This window comes from Cupriavidus phytohabitans (assembly GCF_000426345.1).
Lineage (GTDB): Bacteria > Pseudomonadota > Gammaproteobacteria > Burkholderiales > Burkholderiaceae > Cupriavidus.
Genome location: NZ_AUFE01000104.1, coordinates 1 through 12,728 on the forward strand (window position 1 = coordinate 1; position 12,728 = coordinate 12,728).

The 12,728-nt window shown below is 62.6% G+C and carries 17 protein-coding genes; 2 read left to right on the forward strand and 15 right to left on the reverse strand.

All coding sequences use genetic code 11. From position 1 onward, the window contains the following. The coding region (locus K309_RS43420) for a hypothetical protein (RefSeq protein WP_232232583.1) at positions 1-638 on the forward strand (638 nt) is incomplete at its 5' end. A 3-nt stretch (positions 639-641) separates the two neighbouring features. Continuing rightward, entirely contained in the window at positions 642-1,049 is a 408-nt protein-coding gene (locus K309_RS0131795) for a polymer-forming cytoskeletal protein (RefSeq protein WP_029050063.1), read from the forward strand. 87 nt (positions 1,050-1,136) lie between these two features. On the opposite strand, the gene K309_RS0131800 is transcribed toward K309_RS0131795, so the two are convergent. The 15 genes from K309_RS0131800 to K309_RS42670 all read right to left on the reverse strand — a co-directional run. Further along, positions 1,137-1,511, reverse strand: coding sequence for a hypothetical protein (locus K309_RS0131800; RefSeq protein ID WP_232232584.1), 375 nt, complete (start codon positions 1,509-1,511; stop codon positions 1,137-1,139). Between the two features lie 256 nt (positions 1,512-1,767). After that, positions 1,768-2,736, reverse strand: a complete 969-nt coding sequence (locus K309_RS0131805) for a DUF932 domain-containing protein (protein WP_029050065.1) — start codon at positions 2,734-2,736, stop codon at positions 1,768-1,770. Between the two features lie 464 nt (positions 2,737-3,200). Continuing rightward, positions 3,201-4,757, reverse strand: a complete 1,557-nt coding sequence (locus tag K309_RS0131810; protein ID WP_029050066.1) for a hypothetical protein — start codon at positions 4,755-4,757, stop codon at positions 3,201-3,203. A gap of 65 nt (positions 4,758-4,822) precedes the next feature. Beyond that, a complete protein-coding gene (locus K309_RS0131815) occupies positions 4,823-5,215 on the reverse strand; it encodes a hypothetical protein (protein WP_029050067.1) in 393 nt (130 codons plus the stop codon). Between the two features lie 247 nt (positions 5,216-5,462). Continuing rightward, on the reverse strand, positions 5,463-5,933 hold the full coding sequence (locus K309_RS0131825; protein ID WP_029050068.1) for a hypothetical protein: 471 nt from the start codon (positions 5,931-5,933) through the stop codon (positions 5,463-5,465). A 10-nt stretch (positions 5,934-5,943) separates the two neighbouring features. Further along, positions 5,944-6,327, reverse strand: coding sequence for a hypothetical protein (locus tag K309_RS0131830; protein ID WP_029050069.1), 384 nt, complete (start codon positions 6,325-6,327; stop codon positions 5,944-5,946). Between the two features lie 178 nt (positions 6,328-6,505). Further along, on the reverse strand, positions 6,506-6,910 hold the full coding sequence (locus K309_RS0131835; RefSeq protein ID WP_029050070.1) for a hypothetical protein: 405 nt from the start codon (positions 6,908-6,910) through the stop codon (positions 6,506-6,508). 85 nt (positions 6,911-6,995) lie between these two features. Next, positions 6,996-7,469 (reverse strand): outer membrane lipoprotein, encoded by a 474-nt coding sequence (locus tag K309_RS0131840; protein WP_029050071.1) that lies wholly within the window; start codon positions 7,467-7,469, stop codon positions 6,996-6,998. 156 nt (positions 7,470-7,625) lie between these two features. After that, entirely contained in the window at positions 7,626-8,348 is a 723-nt protein-coding gene (locus K309_RS0131845) for a hypothetical protein (RefSeq protein ID WP_029050072.1), read from the reverse strand. A gap of 203 nt (positions 8,349-8,551) precedes the next feature. Next, entirely contained in the window at positions 8,552-9,355 is an 804-nt protein-coding gene (locus tag K309_RS0131850; protein WP_029050073.1) for a PRTRC system ThiF family protein, read from the reverse strand. After that, positions 9,352-9,993, reverse strand: coding sequence for a PRTRC system protein A (locus K309_RS0131855; RefSeq protein ID WP_029050074.1), 642 nt, complete (start codon positions 9,991-9,993; stop codon positions 9,352-9,354). The genes K309_RS0131850 and K309_RS0131855 overlap by 4 nt, the downstream gene beginning before the upstream one ends. A 2-nt stretch (positions 9,994-9,995) precedes the next feature. Continuing rightward, complete coding sequence (locus tag K309_RS0131860; protein WP_029050075.1) at positions 9,996-10,718, reverse strand: PRTRC system protein B; 723 nt, start codon at positions 10,716-10,718, stop codon at positions 9,996-9,998. 9 nt (positions 10,719-10,727) lie between these two features. After that, the gene (locus K309_RS0131865; protein ID WP_035878701.1) at positions 10,728-11,870 is read right to left on the reverse strand and encodes a PRTRC system protein F; all 1,143 of its coding nucleotides are present in this window, start codon (positions 11,868-11,870) and stop codon (positions 10,728-10,730) included. Positions 11,871-11,969: 99 nt separating this feature from the next. After that, complete coding sequence (locus K309_RS0131875) at positions 11,970-12,188, reverse strand: PRTRC system protein C (RefSeq protein ID WP_029050078.1); 219 nt, start codon at positions 12,186-12,188, stop codon at positions 11,970-11,972. Positions 12,189-12,452: 264 nt separating this feature from the next. Further along, positions 12,453-12,728 (reverse strand): transposase (locus K309_RS42670; RefSeq protein WP_369796560.1); only part of this gene is annotated, 276 nt, incomplete at its 5' end.

Genomic DNA, 12,728 nt, shown 5'->3' on the forward strand with positions numbered 1-12,728 from the left:
ATGCTCATTACGCCCAACCGCCTCTCACTATCGACATCTCGCCAGCAGGTGCGCCAGTGGCGCAGCTTGGCTACGCCGGGGTGTCTTCCACATCGGCTGCCGCCCCGGCATCCAGCCAGTTCGCCGCATTGCGACGCAATCAGCGGCTACTGTGGGGCATCGCCTTCGTGGCTGCTGCTGCGGCCATGTTTGCCATCGGCTCATCGATCGGGAAGCGAGAAATGCGCGCTTCCAACGATCGTGAACAACCGGTTCAGGCAGCTTCCGAAGCCCCTGCGCGCGCGACTGCCGAATCCAGTGACCGTGAATGGCCGCGAAAGCGTGACGCCGTTTCCGATTTCGAGGCAAGCAAGTCGACTGTCGCGCCATCGCCGGCCGTGCCTGTGGATGGACCCGCGTCTGGGCCCGCCACCACCGCGGAGCCCGTACAGCCTAAGCTGGAGCGAACACAGGCAGAACAGCCGAAGGCGGAGGCCGTGAAGCGACCAGCCCCGGCCGCGTCCACTGCGGCAGCGCCCACCAGGACCGCGACGGCTGCGGCGACTGCCAAGACGACACCGCAACCGCCATCCGGCGCGCAGACACGGAATACTGCGACGCAGCAGGCAAGCGCCCCTACCGACGTCAAGATATTTTGAACTATGGATACTCCTCCGATTTTCAGCCTGCTCCGTGCGGGCATGAGCGTTCACGGTGACCTTGTCGCGGATCATGGCTTCACCTGCCTGGCGCTGGTCACCGGCAACGTTGGCGCATCCCGTGGGCTGCTCCATATCGCGGCGGGCGGCGTGGTGCATGGCAACGTCGATGGCGAGCATGTCATTGTGGACGGCGTGGTCGAAGGCGATGTTGTTGGGCGCGCCTCGCTGCTGATCAATGGACGCGTGAAGGGTCGGATCTTGTATGCCGGGACCATCCGGTTGGGTCCGAATGCCGCCCTGGACGGCACCATTGCCCGCATCCAGTCGGTCGGTTACGTCCCCCCACACAAGGAGGGTGCAGCGATCGACAGCCCGGCAACCGAGGCGCAGATTCCCACGCCTTGCTGAGGAACATGTTCCTTCCAAAGACACCGAAAGCACCCTCCCGCCCCCCTCTTTCAAAGACAAACGCCCGGCAAAGCCGGGCGTTTGTCTTCAGTACACCCTTCTCAGGGTCATCAGCTCTGCCTGCGTGAAGACACCAGGGAAAGCCACCCACGGATAGTCCACAGCGTTCGCGGGATCTCGGAATGACACATAGGGAAAGTCGTTTTCCAACTGCACCCGGAAGAGGCGCCGGCGTCCGTCCTTGCCGCGCACTTCGAACACGGCTCCATGCATTAATTCGAAGACAACACGTTTCTGCTTGAGCGTCACTGTGGCCGCGGGGCCTTGCAGATATCGCTGGTCCAGCCAGGCGTCATACCCCATCGGCATTGCATGCTGCCTGACATGAGCCTGCCATTCGAAAAAGAGTACGAGAATTCTGTCCTTCGGAAAACTTGCCACATCGATGGCCTGTCGCAGCATAAGCCGCTCCGCGACTCGTTGCCCTTCGGTCCTGATCGTGTTGCGACAGGCGTGGCGGCCTTGAAACGCAGGCGTTTGCGAGGTCCGGAACAGCCAGCGGGGGTATCGAGAATAGAAATCAATCAAAATCATGATCAACGAGCGAAAAAAAACCCCGGACAGTGCCGGGGTTTTGGAGACCTAAAACGACTACTTCCATGCCAAGCATCGGCATCGAACGTAGTTCGCTTGAGGCCTTGTCAATGAGATGAGCTCTTCAAGCAACGAGTTCGAGCGCTGCGTCCCAGGCCCGCTGCTTGAGTACCGCGCCGGCACCGAACCACGCCGAATCCAGCCGATTGCCCGGATTGCGCGCACGCTGGCGGTGATCGACGTACTCGGTGACGCTGTTCACCAGTCCCCAGGCAGTGCCGGCCGCCGATTCCAGTGTGGCGCCGCGACCGTTGCCATCGAAGAGATTGAGCACCGCCTTCAGGCCGCGCTCGTTCACCTTGGTAGGGCCCTCGGACTCCGGTGTCGCCCACGAGTACGTGAACAAACGCTGGAAGAACCGTTCCGATTCCGCCTGGCTCACCTTGCGGGCGGCCAACTCATGCATGCGGACCATGAAGCCATCCCACGACGAGATGGCGATGCCCAGCTCTTCCTTGACGGCGCGCGGGTCGAACTGGCTGCGGTGCGGCACCTTGACGGCGCCACGATTGCGCCCAAGCGCGATCTGCAGAGTGTTGTTGCAGACGACCCGCACGGACGTGAACTGCGCCGTGGTGGCCAGCGTGCCATCACATGCGGTGGCCAGCAGCAGATAGCCCCGGACCTCGTCGACGCCGGCGATACTGGTCGATTGCCCCGTGCGCGCGAGCGCCCAGAGCTTGCGACCTTCCTTGAGCACACCAGCGGTTTCCAGCTGGTAGCCGCCGACTTCGGTCAGATCGCGGTAAAACTCCAGGATCTCCGCGGGTTGAACGACCTGATAGCGCTTCGACACCGTCGAGAGCGGCTTCTTGGTATCCGAGCGGAACAGCACTTTCTGCTCGGGGAACGAGTGAATCGGATCAAGATCGTGGGAGCCGATGCGATACATCACATCGGTTTCCTCGATTCGCCAGTTCATGCCGGCAGCTTCGGCCCAGGCTTCGAGCGGCTGATTGCTTTCCAGCTGGTTGCCAAGGCCGTGCCACGGAGTGGCGCCAGCGTAAGCCATGGTTTGCACGAGATGAGACATGGATTGCTCCTAGAAATGGGGATGGCGCGAGTAGGGCCAATGAGCCGGTCGCAGGAGAGAAATGGGGTTGTTCAGAAACCGCGACGAGCGATGCAGCAGCTCGCGCGTGGACTGGCGTGGCAGTTGACCGTTGGCCGCGGGCAGCGGTCTCGGACGACGCGCCACAACGGGCTACGGCAAGGGTTGGAGGTGCATGTGGGACAACGGATGGAGCCCACAGAGACGTCCCCACAGGGAGGGTCCCTGTGGGAAGTTGCAAGAAATGGCCGGCGAGCCGGCTGGGGTCGATGCGTCTGAGACGCGGGTAAAGCTCGGTTTGGACTGAACGGTCTTCAGTGCGAACAGAGCTTCTTTGGTCAAGCAAAGACTAACGTAGTCGTTGCGATTAGAAGGTATCGAAAGCTCGCGAGATCCCTGCGTGATTCGAAGAAGGCGTCCCCAGCCAGTGGCCGGGGACGAAAATATCAGGCGGCAAGCGCCTCGGGCGCGGCGGTCCGCGCCAGGCGGGCACGCGCGTAGCCGAGCGTTCCGTCCTTCGCGCGTAGCGGTCGAGATGCCCGCTTCACTGGATCGTGGATCCAGTAGCGTCGGGCACTCCCGCGAGGCTCGTCGATCAGCTGCGTGAAGCCTGCATCGATACAGAAGTCGACATACTCGCGTCCGCTCATCACCTGGCCAGTTTCAAGACGGTACTTGGCAGCCTCGGCCAAATGCGTTGCATCCGACAGTTCACAATCCGTGCGCTTCTGCGCCTTTTCGATGACCTCGTTGGCTTCCCATTCGGCCTGTTCGGCCTCCGAGAATCCACACAGTGCGAACAGCCGTCGGCGCCTGGTTGCCGCAGCGCATTGGAGAACGTCGACACCGAGCTCGTCGCGCAAGGCGCGCTTCGAATCGGTGTTCCAGTCCTTCGGGCCATCGAAGATCTGCAGGAGCGCAGCGACATTGCGTTGCATGATCGCGAGTGCGACGCGGTTCGGCCACTCATAGCCATAGGCCAGTCGATAAGCCGCGGCGGCGCCGGCCTGCCGATCGAATTCGCGCTGGCTGATGCGCAGCGCTTCTCGCTCGCCCCTGGCCTTGTCCATGCTGTCGCGAAATTGCCGCTCGCTGATCCGCGCATGGATCGTCGCCGCCAGCTTGGTCACCGGCTGGGCGTTCTCTCCCGCCGGCGGCTTGGGCGTCGATACAGTCCGTGGCGGGAGTATCCCGGCCTCGAACAAGGCATCGTCGACCTGCACATCACTGGCATCCCGCGAGACATGCCGCAGCGCCGCAAGCAGCTTGCTGGCATTCTGCGGCGTGATCTCCAGCTTCTCGGCACGCATGATCCGGCACAGCGCCTGCAGCACGTTCGGCGACAGAGCGCCGCGCAGAGCCAGCACTTCGATTAGCGGCTTCATCCACAGGTCATGGCGGCCGTGTTGCGGGCTTTCGCGGTACGTATTGATGATGCAGTCGCGGACCTTCTCACCGCGCAGAAGCGCGTAGGCAACGTGCACCTCATGTCGAGCATTCGGGCTCGCGTTGGGCGCATACAGCGGCCCGTTGATGCCGTAGCCGAAGCGGCGCACAAACTCACCGCAGACGAACTGAGCGATGTCGAGCGGCCCCTGCTCTTCGAAGAGGTCTGCCGTCTGGAAGAGCGGTCCCGCATCGCCCTGGGACAAGTCGATGGCTTCGGCGGGAAAATATGCCAGGCGGCCGGCGGCCACCACGGCGCCCCAGGAAGCGCGGCTCATTTCGTGTGGGCGCAGGATCTTGCCCCCTGCGCGCACGATAAAGCGGTCGACCTCATCCAGGATCATGGTGAGAATGCCGCGCTGGCTCCCAGCCGGGCGAACCGCAAAGTTGCCCGAGGCAAGTTGCGCCACCGGGATCGCGCCACTTTCGACGTGACGCACGGTAATGTCGTCGACGCGCGGCATTGCCTTGCCGTCACGGTCGTCGTTCAGGTACTGCAGCACGCCGGCAAGCGTCGTGCGATTCTCGGCCCGCTGGCCGATGTGAATGACATACATGATTGGCTCCGGACGGAGCATGCCCCTTCGGGGACGTGCCCCGAAAGGGTTGAAAGGGATAATTGCTAGGCGACGGCGGCCATGAGACGAACCGGCCGGGACCGGCTGGCCACGATGCGAGCGCCTGCCAATTGCGACAACAGCTCGGGACACGTGATGCGCCAGACGGCACCGCACAGGTCACGCCCCTCGGTGCCGCGGTCTGTGTCGGAGAACTTGCCGGTGGCAAGCAACGCCGCTTTGATGTCCGCGGGAAGGTTCCAGTCAGCCGCCACGCAGAATTCGCCGGCGAGCAATGACACCTGTGGCACGTTCACGCTGAGCGAGGCATAGGGCATGCCATCATCCGCGCAGACCAGCTGGATCGCCGGGCGCAGGTTCGATTCGTAGAGGCCGATGCGCAGCAGAACACCGGCGGGATAGCTGGCCGTGCCAGCACCGTAGATGATGTCATCCATGGGGGATACTCCTTTGGGAGGGAGCCGCCCCCATCGGGACGACGCCCGTGTGGGTGTGAGAAATAAAAAGCGCATCCCTATGGGATGCGCTGATGGGGGTTGCCGTGCGGCTGGCAACCGTGAGGCACGAACGCCTAGCCGTTGCGATCTAACTCCTCGAGCATGCGCTCACGATCTGCGTTGCGAAGCACCCAGAGCCCGAAGCCCGCGATGCACAACGCGAACCCGAGAACAAATGGACCAAACATCACTTATCTCCTTTCGCGAGAACCGCGCCTATGGCAAATAGTACTGCAGCGCCAGCCAACAAGCAGGTTGCGTTGATGACAGTGGCCATGGACCAGGACGAAGTTCCTGCCACATAGCCGGCGAAACCCACGGCGCAGGCCGCCGATAGCGTATGGTAATAGCGTCCGTACGCTTGCATTTGATCCTTACTCGGTTTGCGAAATGCGTCGTCCAGCCGGCTAAGCCAAGCGTCGCTGGTGGCGTGCCTGACATCCAGCTTGTAACGGGAGTCTACGACGTGAATCAGCGGCACTCCATATCCGCCCTGGTGCGCGACGATGGCATAGCCTTCGCCAGCGTCCACCGCTGTGTAGACTCGCATCATCATGCGTGCCGGCAGTTCGACAATGTCGTCCTTATGCAACGAAGCAAAGCCAGTAGTTTCCTCGCCAGAGGTGGCCGTGAAGGTGACTTTGATGAGACGGGTCACAGGGAACTCCTTAACCGCGCCGCCCGGCGACCACGCGGAGCGTGGAAACCAGATCGGCATAGCTCTGCTCGGTACCAAGCGATTCCACGGTAACGGCGTTTTCGCGACCGCCGGTCAGGTCGTCGCGGCCGCGACATGTTCGATAGGACATGTGCACCACACCTTCCTGACCCGTACCGTGCCGGATCTCAAACAGCAGCGAGTCCGTATGCAAGGCGAATACGTCGATGTCACGACGACGCTGGCGATGCTCGCGGATCGTGTAGTCGCGCGGGCGCAGGGCCATGTCGCCGGCAAAGCGACGTAGCACACGGCATGCGTCACGGCGAATGGCGTGTCCGGCCGCGGAGTTTGTCGACGAATGGCGGCTCAAAAATGACTTGGGAAGTTTCATGGGTGTCCTCAAAATGGATCGGGACATCCCTTCCCTGACGGGACGAGTGTCCCGCAATGGGTTGGTTCGGCAATGCCAAACAGTGGGTCGATGCGTCAATGACGCGGGTGAAAGCGGCTTGCCGAACCGGCGACGGTTGGGCAAGCCCTCTCGGGCTTGCAAAGGGTTGGCCTGAATTTCAGGCGACATCAAACAGCTTGCTGATTGCTCGGACGGTGTCCCACGCTTGGCGCTCGGTCAACACCTTGCCGATCAACAGTTTCTGACCAACGGTGACCAGGTTGGGGGCATCGCCGGTGTAGCCGATGCGGTCGACAAAGACCACCCAGCCTTCGCACCGGCCACGCTGCACGGAGACGGCGAGCCGTTCGCGAGGACCGATCTGCGGCCACTGGCGCGACAATTTCGGGCCATACATAGCCTCGTTATCGTCATCCATAAAATTGGCCGCATTGAGCCATTCCGGCTCTAGTCCCGCACTGCGTAGCTGACGGCGGACGTCGTCAGCCACTTCAAAGATGTACTTCCCTTTCGTTTCGATCGGGGTGACGGTGAGGGGGGAGACTTCTGCAACGTCGAACATGGTGGCTCCAGTTCGCGACAGACCCCCCGCGCGGGAGGGCCCGCGCGGGGAAGATAGATGGAAACGGGGTTCCGACTGGAGCCCGTTAGCGAGTGAGACGATAGCCGCCGGCACCAGAGACGAGATACAGCCGCTCGCCGGTGACGAACTGCTGATCTGCGTCCTGCGTGACGACGATCTGGCGGCCACTGTCCGTCCGGACAATGACCTCCACACCATCACGGCGATTCAGGTGGGTGGCGGCCGTCTGCGCGATAACCGCGGAGACAGTGCCAGACAATGCGCCAACCAGGTAACGACCGTTGCCGTTGCCGATGACGCGGGCACCGAGCACCGCGCCGACGACGGCGCCGAGAACACCGGGTACACCCGAGTTCGCGGAAAGCATGCCGTCGGTGTCGGCGATCGTGACCGGGCGGACCCGGACGACGGTCACAGTCTCGGCGCTACTCGTGCGCAGCGCTTCGGAACCCCGGTAGGTGTTCGGCGAAGTCGGCTGTGCAGCGCAGCCAGTGAACATGGCAAAGCAAAGGAAAAGCAGGAAGACACGCTTGAACACGATGGCCTCAACGAAAAATGGGCCAACATGCCCACGGGCAGGAAGGCCCGTAGGTGGGAAAAGAGATGCCCGGCTATACAACCGGAAGAGTCGATGCGTCTGAGACGCGGAAGGTGCCGTAATGGTAGCAGGCCCAGTACCGAATGTGGAGAGGGGCTAGACCACTCCACCCAGCTCGCGAGCGAGACTGTCCAGCACTGTTTCGGCGAACCGCTCGGGCGAGAGCGGCGATTGCGCGCCGCCGTCCTCTGCTGCGGCGAGCGACAAGACCGCGTCGACGACGTCGAGCCACGCGCTACCGCGCACCCGGACCGCCTGGCCTTGGGTAATCGATGTCGAGAGGTTGGCCCGGGAGACCGTCGCCTCGAAGCCGGACAGGTCGAACCTGGGACGGCCGTCCCGTCGCTCTTCGCAGAAGCCTGCCAGCAGGAATTCCACGTAGTGCTCCAGCGCCTGGCCATTCTGTTGAGCGAGGTTCTCGATCCATGCAACAACCTGCGGGCGCAGTTGCAGTATCAGGTAGCTACCAGATAGCTCCATTGCATCCGTTCCCGAACCGGCGAACTGCCAGCACCAGCCATTACCGATCGCATAGAGAGGCTGTTCCTTGCCTTCCACGACATGCACCGCGGAGTGGAACCATTCCACATGGTCGTTCTCGTCGAACAGGAAGGCCCGACGGCCGGCTACGTAGACGAGATTCGGCATGACGGCGCACAGGGCATCGCCATCCTCGCTGGTGAACACCGGCACCGGAAAGCCGTTCCACATGGCGCCATTCCAGTAGGCGCCGACGGCGACGTCATCCGGCAGCCAGCTGCCTGTCACAAGGACGCGACGATAAGCGCGCGCGGTCTGATTTAGGGATTTTTTGTTCATACGTGCTCCGAGAGAAAGAATGGAGCACGCCGTCAGGGCAGTTGCCCCAACGGGTTGAAAATAATGCGTGACGGAGTGCCACGAGGTCGATGCGTCCTGGACGCGAGGTGTGACGCGATCTTAGCAGCGCACTGCGCGACTCGACAACCAAGGTCGCCCACAAACGAAAAAAGCCACTTCCGACAATGTCGGAAGTGGCGGGCTTAACCGGTCTGGCGGGCTGCGCGGGTTGCACGTCCCTTCGGCTCAGGCAAGTGATACCCGAATCGTGCCCAGGCCTGGGGATCCACTGGCAGTGGGTTCGTGCGGCCCACAGCCAGATTCACAAACGCGCCGCAGTACTGCAAGGTGCCCGTGCGGAACAGCGTCCAGAGCAAATTGTACGCCTGCACCGCCATCGCCTGGTTGATCACCAGCGACTGCCGGCTGAGCGCTTCGGCCATCGAGCAGGACGGCGCCGTGTCACTCTTGTCCCCCTTCGGGTCCAGAAGCTCGGGAAACAGGTCGCCCACATGGGGCAGCCGTTCCGCCGCCCTGCCGCGGACCTGACCGAGGATCACCTGGCCGCTGTCGGCCTCGTTGCCGCAGTCGAGATAATAGCCACCGGAGCCGCGCTGCATTGCGCCCAGGATGGCCTTGCGAGCCTTCCGGGTATCCACGCAGCCGATCACCATGTCGCAATGGAAGCGGTCCCGGCTGCCGACACGACAAACGCGCGCTTCCCAGCGCGTGCCCATCAGGTTGTTGAGCCGATTGACCAGCAAGGTGGCCTTGGGCTGGCCCACGTCCACTGGATAGAATCCCTGACGGCCGACATTGGTCTCGCTGACGGTATCGTCGTCGTAGACCGTACAGTCAATGCCGCCTGGGTGGCCCAATTCGAGCATGGCGTGGTGCAGCCGCGCCAGGTTGGGTAGCAGCGCGCTGCCGGTGCCACCGGCACCAACAACGATCACTTTCCAGGCCCGGCTAGCCATGTTCACAGGGATGCGGTGCTCGAAGGTCATGCCAAGACCTCCTCGCGTGCCGCCGAATACCAGTCGCCTGGCACTCGCTCCACCGTCTCGAAAATGCCCTTGGCGCAGAGCCGCAGTGCCATCGATGGCGTGAGCGCCGCACAGTTGCCGATCACGAACGCGAACTTCACGTCATGGCGGTCATCCTCGTCATCCGTCACCGAGAAGAAGGCGGGATGGCTGCCGTGAGAATGGCAATCCACCACGAGCACGTCGTCATCTGCCAGCACGGGGCGCTCATACTTCAAGTGCCCGCTGCTGTGCTCGAGGATACCGACCGGGATCAGCCGAAACGCCGCGCTAGCGGCATTCCAGACAATCCATGCGCCAGTTTCCTTCGGATACGCGGCCCGGGCCATCGCGGCGAACTCGCCGATCAGCTCGGCTGGCACCCGGCCGCAGTGCAGTTCGGTCGCCTCCGCGGCCTCGCCATACGGAATGGCGGTGCGGTGCTGAAATGCGCCGAGCCGGCGCACCACGCGCAGCCACGGACGTGCGATCTCAAGAAACACACCGTTGTCCGCGATAAGCAACCGCTCACCGGGCCGCTCCATCGCAGCAAGCTGCCCGAAGCGCGGCACCATGACGGACGGAAAGGACTGCTGCAGGGCAGTGTCTGCAGGATGCATGATTACTTCTCCAGTTTGCCGGCGATCAGATCGGCCAGCGTGCGTTTCATGGGGATGAGGACTTGCTTCGGGTACTCCGGAAACTTCCCGTCGAGCATGTCCTTCCAGAAGGCATAGGGCCCGCGCTGGTAGTTCACGCGCTGTGCCCCGTGGTTTGGATGGGTGAAGGCGGAATTGAAGAATCCCGCTTCCCAGCCTGCGACGGATGCAACGTCGATCTGCTTCGGCACGTGAGCGCTACCAATGCAGATCTTCCCGTTGTCCCAGGTGTTGAAGTAGGGTGGCTCGTGGAGCACCGCCTCCGGTAGCGGCCGATCGTCGCCATGCAGCGCAAAGACTCGGAAGCCGTTGTGCGACGCCTGGAAGACCAGGGCCGGATGGGGAACCACCGCGCTGCACTCGCCGAACTCCTTGCAATGAAAGAAGATACGGCGATGCTCGGCCGGGCACCACCACGTGACCGCGGTGGGACTTATCGACAGCACCTTGGGCGTGAGGAACTCGCCCTTGGGCAGCGAGGCTTCGGCGACTTGCCGCACCGCCTGAATCAGCGCGAGGCGATTGAGCGGCGTGCCGGGACCGATAGTCAGGCGACCGGTTGTCGCGTCGGGTTCGATTCGGTGCGCGGTGGCATACGAAAACTCCGCCACTGAACGGCCGTAAAGCAAAATGGCCCCTTGCAGGGCGACGTCGTGCGACCGCGAAACGGTCAGGATCTCGGCCATGGGGCCCTCCTATGAAGAAATGAGTGTGAGCACCCGGTCAAGCGCGCCGATGATCTTCAGCATGCCTGCCAGGTCTTGGAACTGCTGGCGGATCGCCGTAGCGTCCTCAGCAAGCGGAATGAAGCACTGGAACATCGTGGCGTCGCCAGCGTTGTTCAGGCAGTCGTAGTGGTCGTCCAGGATTTCTGACACATAGTCGCTGGGCCGGTAGGCAATGGTCACCGCCGAATACGCCGGCTCAGCCCATTGGGCACCGTCGATGGCAGACCGCTCCCCCGCTCTGGCCACCACCAGCCGGAGGTCGGCAAGCGCGGTGCAAACCTCGCTCAGCCAGCCATCATGCGAACGCGCCAGCTTGCGCAAGGCGCGTGGGCCAAGCTCACGCAGACGGACCGAAGCCGCCTCGACATGTGCGTGCTTCGGCAGGGTGTCGTCCGGTGCCAGTTCGGCCCGCACGACCGACGGCAGATAGCGCTCGATATCGGCGTCATCGCCGCCGAAGTTCTCCTTGAGAAACTCCCTGGCATTCTCGTCGTCGGCTAGCGACGAGTCGTAGTCCCAGTGCCGCCGGGCGAACTGGTCCAGAAGCATATCCGGCGTGCGAAGGAAGAGGGACTTACCGCATGCAGCATTGATCAGGCTCATGGCGGTAAAGAGAAGCGACGGGTGAGCGGATCGCATCGCTTCCGCGCGCGCCTCTCCGATCGCGTACACCTCCTCCTCCGGCAATTCGATGGCGAGGTAGAGCGGCGCTTCCAGGCCGTCCTCCCAGCCGAACTGCATGACTTGGTCCATGGCAGCGCCACGGTCGATCAAGGTCAGACCGAACTGCAAGCGCTGACACACCGGAGTACGGCTATTCAACCATGCGAACATGGCTTGGGTAAAAGCGTCGCCGGCGCTGGTCGGATTGGACACATCGCTGGCGCGCAGCACGCCGGCGGCGAACTGCGCGATCACCAGGTCTTTCACCTCCACCTCGTCGCCATACGTCAGGCGCGCCGTGGCCGGGATGGTGTCGTGCAGCTGCGGCAGCGTCAGAAAATCATGGGCAGGTCGACGGCCGGCAGCGGAATGCTGTCGGTGTGACGTCCATGCGGGTCGTTGTCCCGGATCGAGTTCAGGAACAAACGACCGAGGATCGAACAGCATTGTTGAGTCTCCTCAGAATGTAAAAAAACCGCCCTTTCGGGCGGCTCCTTGTTGATGCTGGCGAAATGCCCAGTGGACAGCGCCTTCATGAGGTCAGATTTACGTATCCCCGCCCTTCGCGCCGGCCGCGCGCACGAACGTGTAGCGAGCGACGTCACCCTTGTGCTCCGGGCCGTCCACCGCGGCGGTGGTGAGCTCGGGGTACTGGGCTGAATACACATCGCGCACCTGCTGAGGCGTGAACTGTGGACCGGGATCCATCAGATTCATGCCGTTGTACGAGAACTCGCGCGTGAGCTTCTTGACTTCGAGTGCCATGGCGGTCTCCTTTACAACAGCGATGCGAGGTCGGTACCCGTGGTCGCGGGAGCGTCGGTGCCGGCTTTCGCCTCTGCCTTCGCTTCCGTAGTCGCGGCGTCGCCCTCGTCGTCATCCTCGTCCGATTCATTGGACTGGGCGGTGCTCGAGGGCGAAGCCGCCTTTGTCAGCGCCTTCGTTGCCTTGCTCGCCTGAGTAGTCGGACCTGAAAAATTCAGTCTGAGAGCTCAGCGTGACTGAAAGGCGGAGGATTCTGGGCCCTCATCAAACGACTGCGGCATGTGGGCTGAGTCGATTGGCGGCATCGGTGGCGAACCGGGCCATCCCTGTGAGCAAAGCTAAGACGAAAAAAAGCCCGCGGATACCGAGGCGGGCAATGGCCCGCAGCAGCCAACGGAGATTGAAGCCTGCGGCACAGAGGATCGGATGGACAGTGTCACCGATTTCGCCTTTCAACCAGTTCCGGCGCATGCCATGATCCGCTTTGACATGACCGATGACAGGCTCGACTGCCTGGCGACGTTTGAGCATTCTGCGCTG

What these genes read in the sequence shown, in the direction of transcription:
- K309_RS0131800 (WP_232232584.1), bottom strand. Translation starts at nt 1,511, where the DNA reads ATGCTGCGACAGGCCATCGATGTGGCAAGTTTTCCGAAGGACAGAATT.
- K309_RS0131835 (WP_029050070.1), bottom strand. Translation starts at nt 6,910, where the DNA reads ATGTTCGACGTTGCAGAAGTCTCCCCCCTCACCGTCACCCCGATCGAA.
- K309_RS0131855 (WP_029050074.1), bottom strand. Translation starts at nt 9,993, where the DNA reads ATGCATCCTGCAGACACTGCCCTGCAGCAGTCCTTTCCGTCCGTCATG.
- K309_RS0131865 (WP_035878701.1), bottom strand. Translation starts at nt 11,870, where the DNA reads ATGCTGTTCGATCCTCGGTCGTTTGTTCCTGAACTCGATCCGGGACAA.
- K309_RS0131815 (WP_029050067.1), bottom strand. Translation starts at nt 5,215, where the DNA reads ATGGATGACATCATCTACGGTGCTGGCACGGCCAGCTATCCCGCCGGT.
- K309_RS0131795 (WP_029050063.1), top strand. Translation starts at nt 642, where the DNA reads ATGGATACTCCTCCGATTTTCAGCCTGCTCCGTGCGGGCATGAGCGTT.
- K309_RS0131845 (WP_029050072.1), bottom strand. Translation starts at nt 8,348, where the DNA reads ATGAACAAAAAATCCCTAAATCAGACCGCGCGCGCTTATCGTCGCGTC.
- K309_RS0131875 (WP_029050078.1), bottom strand. Translation starts at nt 12,188, where the DNA reads ATGGCACTCGAAGTCAAGAAGCTCACGCGCGAGTTCTCGTACAACGGC.
- K309_RS0131810 (WP_029050066.1), bottom strand. Translation starts at nt 4,757, where the DNA reads ATGTATGTCATTCACATCGGCCAGCGGGCCGAGAATCGCACGACGCTT.
- K309_RS0131860 (WP_029050075.1), bottom strand. Translation starts at nt 10,718, where the DNA reads ATGGCCGAGATCCTGACCGTTTCGCGGTCGCACGACGTCGCCCTGCAA.
- K309_RS0131805 (WP_029050065.1), bottom strand. Translation starts at nt 2,736, where the DNA reads ATGTCTCATCTCGTGCAAACCATGGCTTACGCTGGCGCCACTCCGTGG.
- K309_RS0131850 (WP_029050073.1), bottom strand. Translation starts at nt 9,355, where the DNA reads ATGACCTTCGAGCACCGCATCCCTGTGAACATGGCTAGCCGGGCCTGG.
- K309_RS0131830 (WP_029050069.1), bottom strand. Translation starts at nt 6,327, where the DNA reads ATGAAACTTCCCAAGTCATTTTTGAGCCGCCATTCGTCGACAAACTCC.